The 14,422-nt window shown below is 63.1% G+C and carries 10 protein-coding genes and 1 tRNA gene; 2 read left to right on the top strand and 9 right to left on the bottom strand.

Translation table 11 applies throughout. The features are described 5' to 3' along the window. Positions 1–58: 58 nt before the first annotated feature. From VMS96_09355 to VMS96_09380, 6 genes are all read right to left on the bottom strand, one after another. Positions 59–877, bottom strand: coding sequence for a sulfurtransferase (locus tag VMS96_09355; protein ID HVP43630.1), 819 nt, complete (start codon positions 875–877; stop codon positions 59–61). Between the two features lie 115 nt (positions 878–992). Next, entirely contained in the window at positions 993–1,649 is a 657-nt protein-coding gene (locus VMS96_09360; GenBank protein ID HVP43631.1) for a molecular chaperone TorD family protein, read from the bottom strand. Between the two features lie 88 nt (positions 1,650–1,737). After that, positions 1,738–2,436, bottom strand: a complete 699-nt coding sequence (locus VMS96_09365; protein ID HVP43632.1) for a 4Fe-4S dicluster domain-containing protein — start codon at positions 2,434–2,436, stop codon at positions 1,738–1,740. Between the two features lie 10 nt (positions 2,437–2,446). Next, entirely contained in the window at positions 2,447–4,954 is a 2,508-nt protein-coding gene (locus VMS96_09370) for a hypothetical protein (GenBank protein ID HVP43633.1), read from the bottom strand. A gap of 146 nt (positions 4,955–5,100) precedes the next feature. Next, positions 5,101–6,072: a GTP 3',8-cyclase MoaA gene (moaA, locus tag VMS96_09375; protein ID HVP43634.1), complete on the bottom strand. Its 972-nt coding sequence runs from the start codon at positions 6,070–6,072 to the stop codon at positions 5,101–5,103. Between the two features lie 165 nt (positions 6,073–6,237). Continuing rightward, a complete protein-coding gene (locus VMS96_09380; protein HVP43635.1) occupies positions 6,238–8,208 on the bottom strand; it encodes a multiheme c-type cytochrome in 1,971 nt (656 codons plus the stop codon). 547 nt (positions 8,209–8,755) lie between these two features. On the opposite strand from VMS96_09380, the gene VMS96_09385 reads away from it, so the two are divergent. Then, positions 8,756–8,938, top strand: coding sequence for a hypothetical protein (locus VMS96_09385; protein ID HVP43636.1), 183 nt, complete (start codon positions 8,756–8,758; stop codon positions 8,936–8,938). Positions 8,939–9,003: 65 nt separating this feature from the next. Continuing rightward, a tRNA-Ala gene (locus VMS96_09390) sits at positions 9,004–9,079 on the top strand. Positions 9,080–9,101: 22 nt separating this feature from the next. Here the strand turns inward: VMS96_09390 and VMS96_09395 are convergent. From VMS96_09395 to VMS96_09405, 3 genes are all read right to left on the bottom strand, one after another. Further along, complete coding sequence (locus tag VMS96_09395) at positions 9,102–9,530, bottom strand: hypothetical protein (protein HVP43637.1); 429 nt, start codon at positions 9,528–9,530, stop codon at positions 9,102–9,104. A 123-nt stretch (positions 9,531–9,653) separates the two neighbouring features. Continuing rightward, positions 9,654–9,971, bottom strand: a complete 318-nt coding sequence (locus VMS96_09400; GenBank protein HVP43638.1) for a hypothetical protein — start codon at positions 9,969–9,971, stop codon at positions 9,654–9,656. 36 nt (positions 9,972–10,007) lie between these two features. Continuing rightward, the gene (locus tag VMS96_09405) at positions 10,008–14,390 is read right to left on the bottom strand and encodes a DEAD/DEAH box helicase (protein ID HVP43639.1); all 4,383 of its coding nucleotides are present in this window, start codon (positions 14,388–14,390) and stop codon (positions 10,008–10,010) included. Positions 14,391–14,422: the final 32 nt, after the last annotated feature.

A 14,422-nucleotide genomic window follows, 5' to 3' on the forward strand; every position in this document is an offset into this window, starting at 1 on the left:
TTCGCCCCACACGCGCCTGCGGAAAATGCGGGCCCGTGGCCCGGACCCGCGCTCGGTCCTAGAGTCCCGATTCCACCGGCGTCGTACCGGCGTTGCTCCATTCCATGAATGAGCCGTTGTAAAGCTGTGGCTTGAAGCCGGCCAGCTTGAGGGTGAAGTACTCGTGGGTAGCGATGGGGCCGGTGCGGCAATAGACCACCACCGGATCACCCGGCTTGAGGCCCGCGGCTTCGTACAGCGCGCGGATCTCTTGCAGCGGCTTCAGCGACGGGTTCTCCTTGCTGACCACCGTCTGCGTCCAGAACACGTTCTTCGCGCCGGGAATGTGGCCGCCACGCTTGATGCCGCCGCCGGGATTCTTCCCGGAGTATTGGTCGGGCGGGCGGCCGTCGAGGATGATGATCTTCTTCTCGGCAACAATTTTCTGTATCGCGGCCATGTCCAGCAGCAGTTCCGGATGTTCGGTAACGGTCAGCGTGGCCGGTTTGACCTGGAGCGCGTCCTTGCTGAGTGGGCGTTTCTCCGCTTTCCACTTTTCCAGCAGGCCATCGAGCACCGCCGCCTTCGAGCCGTGGCCGAGGTAGTCGAATTCGAAGTAGACCTCGGCCGCCAGCAGCGGAGTGTCGCCGTAGATGATGACGTGCGAGTCGTCGCCTACCCCCAGCTTCTCGAATACCGCCTTCAGATCAGCGACTGCGGGGACCTGGTTGGGAACCCCGTTGCGGGTGGTTGTGACTTGCGCCCAGTCGACGAAACGGGCGCCGGGTATGTGGCCGGCATCATAGTTCGCCCGATCGGCGCCCACATGCAGGAGTACAAGGTCGGCATGGCTGAGATGCTCGGAGAGCCAGTCCGTGCTCACGAGCATCTTGTGCATGTCGTGCGGCGCAGCCTGGCACGGCGCGGCCGCTAACGCAAGGCCCAGCGAGAATACGAGTGCGATAAGGATCGTATGCTTCAAGAAAGCCTCCATTCGGGAGCGCGGCTACATCTCAGCGCGCCGCCTCCGAAAAGCAATGCTTCAAGATGAGAGCGACGGTACGGTAAAAGTTGGTGCGAGCGTGCTCCATCACCCGTTCTCCGATGCTTGCTGCGAACGCGCCCAGATGTTCGTCGATCACTTGCGCCTGCAATTCGCGCGCATAGTCCGCCTGCTTGGATTTCCCTTTCTTCGTGCCCTCGATCTCCTTGAACACCAAGAACGAGAGGAACTCCAGCTCGACCGCGATGTGATCGGGGGGCAGGCGGAAATCTTCGGTCAGCTTCAGGCCGGCATCGGCGTATAAACGCGCAATCTGGAAGGTGGATTCCTGCAGCAGCTTGCCTTCCCGGTACACTGACTCGAAGAGGTAGGCGAGCCGCGGCTTGGACGCAAAGAACATCCGCGTGTAGTCCCTCTCCATGTCAAGGAGGAGGTCGGCTTTGCCGCCGGGCTGCTTTCCGGCATATTCCTTGTGGCAGGCGGTGATCGTCTTGAGCAGCGATGGATGCCCAAGGGCTTCGGCCCACTGCGCCAGCGCATTCAAGAACTCGCCTCCGCGCAGGGCATTCACCAAGTCCTTATCGGGATAGTTGAAGGCCTGGGCCAACAGCGAGTACAGGCCGGCCTTGGCTTCCAGTTCACTTAGCTCAGTCGCGATCGCTTGCATCGTTCACCCTTCCTCTGCGCCTACGAACAGCGGGCGGGGGATCGGGTCCAGTGGACGGAACGGACCGCCACCGGACCCGTAACGCGGATTACGCGTGCTTTTCCTTGTTCTCGGCCTTTTCCACGGTCGCGCGCCGTTCGCCGTACTTTCTTAGGCCCATGCAGACGGCCCCGGCGACCAGTGGCAGCGCCGTCATGTCGGTGATCAGTTCCGCCTTGAGCCGTGTCTTGCCGAGCTTGGGATACCCCAGGACGGCAGGATCTGCCTTGGTGAGGATGATCACGTGGGTGCCACCGTTCTCCTTCAGCCCATAGATCTTCAGCTTCTTGGCGGTGGCAAGCTCGTTGGCCCGCGCCACCATGGCTTCGTAATCTCCGGACTGAAGAGCGCTCGCGGGGCAGGCGTCCACGCAGGCCGGCTGCTTGCCTTCGCTCACGCGATGCGCGCAGAGGTTGCAGGTGGCCACCTTTTTCGTCTCCTCGTCATAGCGGATGGCGTGGAAGGGGCAGGCCTCCTCGACCTCCTTGGCATTGGTCAGCTTCGCCGGATCCACCAGCACCGCCCCGTAGGACGTCTTGGTGAAAGCCGACGACTTTTGCGCACACTGCGGGTCCTTGCAGTTCATGCACTGCGTGCGCAGCATCCCCTCATCCTTGATCTGGACCACGTTCCGGAAGATCCCCCGGGCCGCGATTTCCTGATCGCCGAATTCCTGGATGCATCGGTAGGTGCAGGAATTGCACCCGGTGCAGTGGGTTGTGTCGACTAAGATCGCTTGTTCTTTCATCCCGGCCTCCTCACGCCTTCCTGATGCTGACGTACACGTCTTCCACCCAGCCCATACCCAGAGGATCCTTCTTTTTGCTCATCATCGGATCCTTCTGCGGGATGAGGTCGCCATCGCGGTAGCCGAAATCCTTGGCTACCCGCAGGTTCTTGGCGCGGTGCCCGATACCGTGGAACGCGAGCATGCAGTCGTCGCGCGTGATGCGTTTGGATAAGTGCACCTTCGCTTTGACCGGCCGCGGCAGTTGCGTCATGTACTTGGGGTTGCTCTCGACGATGACCTGGTCGCCATCCTTGAGCCCGAGCTTTTTACCAGCCGTTGGGCTGATCCAGACGGTGTCCATGTAATTCATAGTCGTGAGGTGCTTCAGGATGGGGTTGTTGATGAAGTTGGGATCGGCGTGCATGTACCAGGGCGCGCGCGTGATCAGGAGCGAGAACTTGTAATTCTCGTCCGGCTCCTGCCAGCGCGAGTCCCAGGTGGGGAGAGGCGAATGGTCCACCTTCGAGAATTCGTCGATGAATATCCGCACCCGCCCGTTGGGCCGGCCATACGATTGTTGCCGGATCTGCTTGTAGTTCTCGTACGGCTTGTTGTCGATCCAGAACGCGCCCTTGGCCATGAACTCCTTGCTGTTCTCGGCCGCACCGGTCAGCTTCAACGCGGCGTCACCGATACCCATGGGGACCGCTTTCTTGGGATCGCCGCTGCCATCGGTGGTCCAGTACTTCGGTGCCAGTGCCAACCCGATCTTCTGGGTCACCGTGCCCCAGCCGATCTGGTCGCCCGGCGGCTTCTGCACCGGAGCGCCTCCTACCAGGCAGGCCTGCTTGGGGTAGTAGGTGCGCACGTCTAGCTTGCCCTCCTCGAAGTTGTGCGGGGCAGGCAGCACGTAATCGCACCAGTACCCGAGATCGTCCAGGTACAGGTTCCAATCCACCACCATGTCCTTCTTGGCCAAGCCGGCCTCCAACATCTGCGGCTGGATGGTCGCGAACAGCCCGCGGTGCGGGTTGCCATAGATGACCACCTTCACCGTATTGGTCGTGTACAGTCCGTAACCGACCATGCCGTAGTGTCCGGGGGCCGAAAAGTCCTTCTGGCGGTAGATGTCGTTGGTGACCGGGAACTCGTGGCGGAAGTCGACCGACTTGCTGGGCAGTGCCGGATACGGCTCCGCTGGCTTGTAGAGGTCTTCCAGCCACGGCATCTTGACGTCGTGCAGCAGCAGCAGGCCGCCCTCGTGATCGATGGCCCCGACCAGGGTGTTGATCACGTTCAGCGAGTGCCGCAGTCGCCAGCTATTAGCGTAGTTGGGGCCGGCAGCATCGCGCTTGTTGGTGGGCACCACCGCGTACGGAGCTGCCGCCGCGAAGTCGAGCGCGATCTTGCGGATGGCCGACGCTTTCACGTCCGTGATCGGCGCCGCCCATTCCGGCGTGAACGGCTTGGTGGTCTCGGCCAGCAGTTGCAGCACCGGCTTGGCTTTGATCTCCTTGCCTGCGACCGTCACCGTGTACGTGCCGCCGTCCAGGGCCGGAGCGTGGCACGTGCTCAGCGGCTCCAACTGCTTGTGCTCGGTGCACCAGGCGTAGAAGCCACCGTCATCGGTCTTCAGCGCCTGCCTAGTGTCGAGGTCCACCAGCGCCGGAGCATCGGAGTACTTGGTCAAGAATTCGGTGTTGTATTTCTTGTTGGAAACGATGGTGTTGATGATGGCCAGCGCCACCGCCAAGTCGGTCCCCGGCTTGATGGAGTAGTACTGGTCCGCGAAGTTGTCCGAGATCGGTGTCCGGACGGGATTGAACATCACGATCTTGCTGCCGTTCTTCTTGCCCTCGAGCCAGTGGGGCAGCATGCCCGCCTTGGCTGACTTGGTGAATGAGTCGAAGCCGAACCAGATCTGGTATTTCGCCAGGTCGTAGTCGTAGCCGGGCAGGTGATGCGACGGAGTGTAAGTGCTCGAATAAACGTCGTTGGGCGGATTCGTGATGGTCAGGCAGTTGATGTAGTAGTGCGTTCCGAAGCATTCCGTTCGCTGATCGCTGCGGATCACGCCCATGGATTTGCAGAGCTTGTTGGTGAAGGGATTGCCGGGAGAGGCGATCAGGATCTCTTCCGGCTTGTACTTCCGCATCACGTCGATGATCTCGTTGACGGCGTCGGCGGACCTGAGCGTCACCCAGCCTGGGTCCGAATCCGTCCCTTTCCGCGGATTGGTCCGCTTCAGGGCGACCATCAGTCGATCAGGGTTATAGAGGGAATCGACGAAGCCCATGGCCTTGATGCAGTACTTGCCCTTGGACACGGGGTCTTCTGGCCAGCCTTCGATTGTTATGGCCCGTTCTAGCCCCGTCTTGGTGTCGGTCCCCACCACGACTTTCACAGCGCAGTTGATCTCGCAGGCGCGGGAACAGACCTGGGGTACCTTCTTGCTGATCTTGAAGGTGGGTTGCTCCTGCGGGTGCTTCTCAAACTGGCCGACGGCCTCGAGGTTTTGAAAAGGGAAGGCCGCCATGGCAGGCGCGACCCCCGCTATCCCCGCGGCGCGTATGAAGCCCCTTCGAGATAGCTTGTCAGTTTTTTCCATCTTTGCTCCTTGACCTCGTTGGATTTGGAACCTACTTGAGCCCAGGTTCGCTCGTCGGTTGATGGTGGTTGCCGTTACCCTCCGATAGCTGCCATGGAGAACGGCGCATGCTGGGTCTGTGGAGTGAATAGGTTGTGCCATGCTGGCTTGTGGGTGGCGATCTGACGCAACGCCCCACGCAGTGCCTCGTCCCCCTGGCGCAGATAAGGCTTCAGATCGACGCCGCCGCGGGCGAACAGGCAGGCTTTCGCCAGGCCCGAAGCGGTCACACGAAGGCGGTTACAGCAATCACAGAAATGGTTTGAGACGGGGGTAATGATGCCGATCTTTCCAGCGGCCCCCGCGATCCGGAGGTAGCGCGCCGGGCCATGCGGATCGGCCGAGGTCAGCTCCTCGAGCCGGTACCTCTGTTCCAACTTGCGCAAGATCTCTGCGCCAGAGACCCAAGTGGAATGCCAGTCCGCTCGTTCCATGGTCGGCATGTACTCAATGAAGCGAACGGTGTAAGCCTGCCGCAGTGTGAGTTCGGCGAAGTCGGAGACTTCGTCCTCGTTGATCCCCCGCATGACCACGGTGTTGATCTTCACCGGCGGGAAGCCGGCGATTTCAGCGGCGGCAACGCCGTCGAGCACCTCCTGCAGATCTCCCCCGCGGGTGATCTGCGCGAAGGTCACGGGGCGGAGAGAATCGAGGCTTACGTTCAGCCGCTCCACGCCCGCTCGGCGCAACTCCTCTGCCATCTGAGCCAGGAGCACGCCGTTCGTCGTCAGCACAAGCGAACGCATGCCAGGAATTGCGACCAGCCTCTCCAGGAATCCGATCACGCCTCTGCGAACCAGAGGTTCGCCGCCCGTGACCCGTATCTTGCACAGGCCCAGCGCGACCGCCTGTCGCGCGATGCGCTCCAGCTCTTCGAATCGCAAGATGTCTTCGTGTGGAATCCAGGGGACGCCCTCGGCGGGCATGCAGTAGCGGCAGCGCAGGTTACAGCGGTCGGTGACGGAGAGCCGGAGGTAGTTGATTAGCCGGCCTTGCAGGTCGGTCAAGCTGCCTGGAGACTCGTCACAAGGCGGGAGATCGCTCATGACAACCCAGTCCCAAAAAAGCACTCCCAAAACAGATCAGACTAACCGGGGAACTTTCATGGCGTCTGTGATATGGCTCACCCGTTGCTGTGCGTGTCCGAGCGCACTCAGGCGTGTGACGGCAAGCTAGCGCGTTACTTCGATCGAGGTCTGCGCCGAGGCCAGGTCGGTTACCGGCGGTCGCCGGTGCTTCCCGGAATACACGACGTCCATGAAGAATTGGTTCGCCTTGGCGTAGCGAAAGCGCGCTCTTACCCCCAGCGGCCCACGCACCGTTACGGGGACGTGGAAAGCGAAATCGTAGCTAGCCGATTGCTGCGCCAATATGGCCGGACGGAACTTTGGTCCGAGCGGATGCCAGAGGTCAGGCTTCATCACCATCTGCCCGGCGCTATTGATGGCCAGCGGCTTGAGGATGTAAGAGCCGGCTTCGATGTGGTTCGCGTCGTCGAGCAAGCCAGAATGGAAGATGGCGTGGCCGGAGGCATCCCCCACCACAACTTCGATCCACGCGCGCGCGATATTGAGCGGTCCGGTGGGAAAGCCATGCCCGACTTTCCTGTTGGTAAGCCTGACCTTGAAAGCGAGCTCGCTCGTTGCGCGGCAAGCTTGTGGAGCCTCGATCTGCAACTCGACGATCGGCCCCCGCGGCCACGTGTTGGCGATCTCCGGCACCTCCCGCTCGCCTCGCAGCCACTGCTCCACATTGCGGATGTGCGCTCCCGAATCGTGCACCCCGATGGCTGCGGGCATGTACTGATTGCCGGCGGCGAATGCATGATTGCGGTGGCGTCGCCCGAGCCGTGTCTTTAGGTCATAGGGGTCCGCCTCATGGACGGCGGTGGTCACAAGGTACATGTGGCACTGCTGGCAATATTGCCGCCGCGATGGGTCCGGGTCGGTGTTCCATTTACCGCGCTTCCAGTCGTCGTACTGGGTCTCGACCTGCACCGGGCCCTCACGCTCGTCGAGGACGTCAAACTCCTTGTGGCAGGCGGCGCAGGATTCGGGGCGGCGCACGAGTGTCAGGTCATAATCCTGATTGTGCTGGTCGGGATAGGCGCGGAGCAGGAAATGGTTTACCCAGCGGCCGAAGCCACTGGCGGCGGATTCGTACAGATAGGGCTCCGGCGCACCCAACACGTAGCTGCCGATGCCGCGCTCATCCACCTTGCGAATGGCGTGGCAGACGACGCAGCTATCGCCCTCCCGGTAGCCGGGCGCGGAGCGGCCTAGTAAGGGGTCCTTGTGGCCGGAGAGCATCGAGACCGGATCGTGGCAGGCACCGCACTTTTCCGTTTCGCGGATGCCCTTCACCCCGGTCGTGACGGCCCGGACCTCCTGGAAGAATTCGTCTTCTGCCGACCAGCGATGCGCGCTCGACCTCCACTCCTGGTAAATGGCGGCATGACAATCCGAGGTGCCGCAGGAATCGGAATTGGCGAGCACTTCCACCGGAATCGGGCGACCCGTTTCCGTTTCCACCATGCTGGGCTGAAAATCCGAAGTGCCGATGTGCTGGCCCCAGAACTGTCGGCGTTGCTCACGGGAGAAGTGGGTCGCCAAGAGACCACAAAAGGCAAATAGAGCCAGCGTGGGGATTCCGGCCTGAATCCACATCCGCCGCCGCACGAGGACGTAGCTCGGCCGGTCATCTGACGTCGAAGACGGCCACAAGTGATAGGCAAGGAACGGCAGCGCCAGAATCCCACTCCAGAGGTGCAGTGAATCCCATACCGAACCGATGAAGCGTCCGAATGCAGCCTGCCAGCCGACCACCAGTCCTGTCACAACACTGGTAGCAAGCAGCCAGAATCCGATATATGCCGAGATCTTCTTACTTGTGCGGGCCACCTTTCGTGCGCCAAGCCAGTGGCTCAATTGCCAAAGAGCGAAGATCGGTACGGCAGCCAAGCCTGCGGCGGTGTGGAGCACGATAGCCAACTGGGCAAAGACACTGAACGGGAGTATGGCTATGGCACAGCCGCTTAGCACGACGCACAACAATCCCCCGCCCGCAACGCCAAACCTAAGAATGCTCTTCTCGGAAAGGAAGGCATGTCGCACGGGTGAGCTCTCGTAACTGGGCTCGGCCATCGTCTTCTGGTCAGGGACTCCGGACACGTGTAACACCACACTATCAATACAGTTGAGTCCTCCCGCACGAACAGAGCGGATGTCACACTTCTATGTGACCGTTAAACCGGCAAGGACGCAGTTGCTGCTTGCCCGTATTGGCGGCTGAGCCTTGTGGGGCCTGGGCCACAAGAGCGAGCATGCGGATTCATGCATTTGGGGTTCATAGTGGTAACTCTCCCGGCCAGGCCGGGGCCTAGTTTAGAAGCGCTTTCCCTCATGGAGGACCCACCGCAAGAAATCCTTCGAGCATGCCGCTCGAATTGTCCGGGGAGATGTCCATTAGGAATTGTAAGGGGGCTTTTGTAGTGCTGGCCGACGACTGTACGAGCGGACGGCCAAACACCCCAAGGTGTTAGCGCACGCGAAAGGCAGACACGAAGCCGTGACTGTCTATCAGGTATCCACGCCGATCCCACAAGTTCGCGCCTTGAGCCAAAAGCCGCTTGTTCAAACCCACGAGCCTGTGATCCACACCAATACCGATTCGAGGAGGCCATGACAGGCCATGAAGCTCACCGGCACAGTCCTGAGGTGTTCGGCTCGCAAAGTCAACTCCAGCAGCAAGGAGACCTACGTCACCAACCTGCTGGTCCTGGACCCGGAGAACAGCTCCGGCACGAACTACGCAGTGGAGGTGTGGGACGTCAAGCTCCACGAGGTTCGTGACGGCGGCTGGCTGAAGTTCTGAGAATTTGGTACGATTTGGTACGGTGTAAGTGAGTAAGCCCTTTCTAAGTCGTTGAAATCAAACGTGGGCCTGTGGCGCAGCTGGGAGCGCGCTTCCATGGCATGGAAGAGGTCGTCGGTTCGATCCCGACCAGGTCCACCATCTCTTTTTTCTGGGCTGACTGCTAGGGCTTCTTCTCAGCCTCTTCGACTCTCTTTTGGAACTTCTTCAGCAACTTGATTTCGGGGGCGTTGAGGCCACCCGGCTCGCTCGCCGTCCACAAGGGGGGCCCTTCCAATCCAGGGCCATGGGCGTCGAACACCGCCAGGCTGTCGGCGGTGGCGGGGAGAGGATTGTTCACGGCTGGGGGCATCGGTAACCCGCCTCGGTTGCTTCCGAAGCTCACTCCAACTCCGGAGGCTTTGCGCACGACCATGATGAGATCAGCATCCTCGGCTGTATTCGTGACCTGATAACGCTTCCAGTGCCGCAGTCCTTCCTGGATCGCGCTTTTGGCACGGTGCAGCTCGAATGGAATCTTCGAAGAGTCCGCCTCCGGTCCCTGCGGGATGGTCACCAGCACCCGCTTGGCTTTCAGGATCGTGCGGCTCACAGCTCCAGTCTCAATGGTTTGCGCGCAGCAGAATGCTGAAGCCAGGAGGACGGCAGCGACGCGAGGCCAACTCTTCATGTCAACACCCGTCTAACCACGTGGACAGCGCGAATTCTATCCTTTTCATCCCGTGACCACCACGGTTATCACATTGCAATCCTGCCCGGGATTGAAGTCCACAGTCACGGACGTGTTCATGGGGAATTGCGCGGCATGGTCGCCGCAGAAGGCGAACTGGTTGGGGAAGCCGTTGCTCTGCAAGGTGACAAAGGTGATAAAGCTGCCGTTGTTCGAGACAGATACCTGGACCGAGCTGACCGTGCCGCTCACCGCCTGCATGTTGGACTTGAAACCGAAGGCGGTGACACCGCCGCAGCCGGTGAGCATGGGCGCCGAAGCGAGGATGAGGGCAAACGTGATCAGGAGCGCAAGGGACCGCATAGCGCGCCTCCAGCAAGCACCATTGTATCGCCGCCCTTAGCCGCTAGCTGTGATCTGCCGCATGTCGGCCTGGGGTGCGGGCACGCCGTCGCGGTAGGTCACCACGTTCCCCGAGATTGCCGGCACACGCTCTCCGGGCACCAGAATACCGACCAGATTCAGGGGGTCGGCGGCAGAGACGGTGATGGTCTCGCCGCTGGGCGGCACGGTGCGCATGTTGCGCACGGAATCGACCGCCAGCGGGAGCGCGAACTGCTCGCCGAGGAAGCCGGAGACGAAGCGTCCGCCACGCACCTCGCCGCGGTCTTCCAGGCGGCGGAAGCCGATCAGCAGTTCCCGCCACTTGGGGAGCACCGACTCGCGCGCCAGCAAGTCGCGGAAGACCACTCCGTAGCGGCGCAGCAGCATCCAGCAGGTGGCCTCGACCGCCTTGTTGCGCTCGGCCGCTTCTCCGGCATAGAGCAGTGACCAGCGCCCGGCGGAGTGGCGCGGGCGTGCGGCCCGCTGCGAGCCCTGCCCGGCGCGGCGCCGGGGATCGATCAGCGAGCGCAGGTTGTCGAAGCCGTCGGCGGTGATCAGCCCGGCCGCGACCAGCTCCCACAACCCGGTCTCGATCTCCGCCTTCAGCTTGCCGGTGCCGCGTACGATGTCGGCAAAGAACGAGGCGCCGCGGCCCTTCAGGAAATCGAAGACATCGCGGGCACCCTGGCTCAGGCCGCGCAGTTCGCTGTCGCCAGTGCGGTGGGGCAGCATCCAGTCCGATTCCTCGCGCACGAAGAAGGTGATGGGGGCGACGCTGGTGGGGATGACGCGGCGGATGCTCTTGGCCGAGTCTTCCAGGGTCGCCGGATGCGGCGACAGCCGTCCCCAGCCTACCGCGCCCGTGAGACAGAGCTGGTCGAGCGCCGCGGGGTCGTAGTCGGCGATGCGCCGCGCCAGCACCTGCCGCTCCCAGGCGTTGGCCGGGATCTCGAAGCCCTGCAGCTGGCGCAGGACCTCCAGGGCGCCGCGCTCGCCCCGGGTCTGCAGTCCGGGGGCGACGTGCTGCCAGCGCAGCAGCCAGCGCATGAACTGCGCCGAGGTCACCGGCTCGATCTGCTTGCGCAACGTGCCCAGGGTCAGGCGATGGATGCGGGCCAGCAGCCGGCGCTCGCACCACTGCTCTTCCTGATGGTGTGGGACAGCCGCCCCCGGCTGTCCGTGGACGAATTTTCCCCGCAGGATGGTCCCGGCGGCCTCCATCCGCAGCAGCGCTTTTTCAATCTCCCTGGCATGAAGAGAAAGAATGCTGCCCAGCTCGCTCGCCGAGGTCGGCCCCAGATGTTGCATCCAGCCGGTGACGGCGGAGAGCAGGGCATCGTCGGCGGACTGGCCGTTGCCGAGCTCAGGGACGGCCTGCGCGAACGACGCATCCGGATAGATCGCCCGAAAGGCTTTCACCCGCTCCACTGCGACCCAGTAGCGCTGGCCATGCAGACTCGCGAGTGCCGCTCGTCCATCGCGCACCAACAGTTCGAAATACGGTCTCCACCTCTCCGCCGACCACGTGGCGCGACCGCTCTCGGCCGCGAGGGTATGCTCGAAGATCTCCGGCAACGCGATCATGGTCAGGAGCGTGTCGTGCAACTCGTCGGCATCGCGGACCTCCGGCCAGGCGTCGGCCTGCACCTCGGCGATGGCCGCCGGCTCCAGGCGCCCGACCTCCTCCAGCACCGACTCCGGCAAGGTGCGCCGCATGTTGACGGCGCGCGCGCGGCGTTCTTCGAGCGGGGCATCGTCGAGATAGGCGTAGGGGTTGGCGTTCAGGATCTCGTGTGAAAAGGCCGAGGGGATGGGCGTGTCCACGGCGACGAACTTGATCGTGCCGTCCTCCAAGCCGCGCAGCACCTGCTTCAGGCCTTCGAGGTCCATGGCCTCGTGCAGGCAATCCTTCATGACCTCCTGCACCAGCGGGTGGTCGGGGATCTTGATGTCGCCGATGATGTTCTCCTGGCAGGCTGAGACGTCGGGAAAGACCGAAGCCAGCAGGTCGTCGCCGCGCATGCGCTGGATCTGTGGGGGGACTTTCTTTCCGCCCATGAAGCGCAACAGCGCCAGGGAGCGGTTGGCGTCCCAGCGCCAGCGGGTCTGAAAGATGGGCGAGCCGGTCAGCACCGCCTGCTCCAGCACCGGCTGCACGGTTTCGGCGTGGAGGAACTGGAACACGTCGGCCAGCGGGAAGCTGTGCTGCTCGGCCAGCGCGATGTTGAGGCCGTTGTCGGTGGCGGCGGCCTGCAATTCGAAATTGAATGAGCGGCAGAAACGCTTGCGCAGCGCCAGTCCCCAGGCCTTGTTGATGCGCCCGCCGAAGGGAGCGTGGATGATGAGCTGCATCCCGCCGCCTTCGTCGAAGAAACGTTCGGCGATGACCGTGTGCTGCGTGGGCACCGCGCCCAATACGGCGCGGCCTTCCACGACGTACTGGACCGCCTGCTCGGCGCCGGCGCCGTCGAGGCCGCATTCCTGCTTCAGCCAGGCGACGGCGTTCGCCAGCTCGGGAGATTTCTGGTCCACCTGGCCGGGCACAGTCGTGGGCACCAGTTTCGAGATCTGCTCGCGCAGTTCCGCCACCTGCAGCGACAGCTCCGCGGTGCGCGAGGGCGCCTCGCCGCGCCAGAAGGGGATTCCCGGCGGCGCGCCGTGTGCGTCCTCGACCAGGATCCTTCCCGAGTTGCCCTCGATACGCCGGATCAGCCACGAGGTGTTGCCCAGCAGGAAGATCTCGCCCTTCATGCTCTCGACGGCGAAATCTTCGTCCACGGTGCCGACCACCGTGCCTTCCGGCTCGGCGACGATGGTGAACAGCGCGGTCTCGGGGATAGCGCCGCCGTTGAGGATGGCGGTCATGCGGGCGCCGCGGCGTGCGCGCAGCCGCCCGTTCACTTGGTCGCGATATAGATACGCACCGTAGCGGCCACGCCGCGCCGCCAGTCCTTCGGACAGCATCACCAGCAGCGAGTCGTAGGCCTGGCGCGAAAGGTTTCGGTACGGATAGGCCCGGCGCAGCAGGGTATAGAGGTCTTCTTCCCTCCACTCTTCAGCCGCGCAGCAGGCCACGATCTGCTGGGCCAGCACGTCCAGCGGCTCCTCGGGGATGATCAGCCGGTCGAGGTCGCCCTGACGGATGGAGCGCACCAGCGCGGCGCATTCGATCAGTTCATCACGGGTAGTGGCGAAGATGCGGCCTTTGGGAACGGCGCCGCGCATCGGGGCCCCCGGCGCGCCCTGGGGTTGGGCGTGCTGGGGTGAGGGCCAGTGTCCGGCGCGGCCGATGCGCTGCAAGGTCACGGCGATGGAGCGCGGGGAACTGAGATGCACCACCAGGTCCACGGTGCCCACGTCGATGCCCAGCTCCAGCGAAGCGGTCGCTACCAGGACCTTGACTTCGCCGTTCTTCAGCCTTTTCTCCGCCGCCAGGCGCAGCTTGCGGGCCAACGAACCGTGGTGGGCCGCGACCGCTTCTTCTCCGAGCCGTTCGGCGAGGTGGAAGGCGACCCGCTCCGCCAGCCGCCGCGTGTTGACGAAGACCAGGGTGGAGCGATGCTGACGGACCAGCTCGGCGATGCGCTCATACATCTCGTCCCACATCTCGTTGGAGGCGACGGAGCCGAGCTCGGAATCCGGCACCTCGACTGCAAGGTCGAGGTGCCGCTTGTGCCCGATGTTCACCACCGCCGGCGCGGGACGCCCGGCGCCGGTCAGGAAATGCGCCACCAGCTCGATCGGCTTCTGGGTGGCGGAAAGCCCGATGCGTACCTGGGGCTTGGCCGTGAGCTGCTGCAGCCGCTCCAGCGAGAGCGAGAGGTGGGCGCCGCGCTTGTCGTCGGCCACGGCATGGATCTCGTCCACAATCACGGTCTCGACATCGCGCAGGATGGCGCGGCTCTTCTCCGCCGTCAGCAGGATGTAGAGCGACTCCGGCGTGGTGACCAGGATGTGCGGCGGGCGCTTGAGCATGGCCCGGCGCTCGTGCATCAGGGTGTCGCCGGTGCGGACGGCGGTGCGGATCTCGGGCATCAGCAGGCCACGCTCTCCCGCCATTTGCAGGATCTCGCCCAGCGGCACTTCCAGGTTCTTCTGGATGTCGTTGCCCAGCGCCTTCAGCGGGGAGATGTAGAGCACTTCGGTGCGATCTTCCAGGTGCCCGGCCACGGCCTTGCGCACCAGGCGATCGATGCAGATGAGGAAGGCGGAGAGCGTCTTGCCCGAGCCGGTGGGGGCGGAGATCAGGGTGGTGCGGCCAGCCAGGATCTCGGGCCAGCCCTGCTCCTGGGGTTCGGTGGCGGTTCCGAACCGGCCCTCGAACCACTCGCGGACCAGCGGATGCGCCCAGTCCAGGGCCCTGGACTTGCCTACAATCTCCGATTCCCCCGGTGTCATCCTTGCATTCTACGGCGGGAGCGGCATTTTCG

This window comes from Terriglobales bacterium (assembly GCA_035543055.1).
Classification (GTDB): domain Bacteria; phylum Acidobacteriota; class Terriglobia; order Terriglobales; family Acidobacteriaceae; genus JAIQFD01.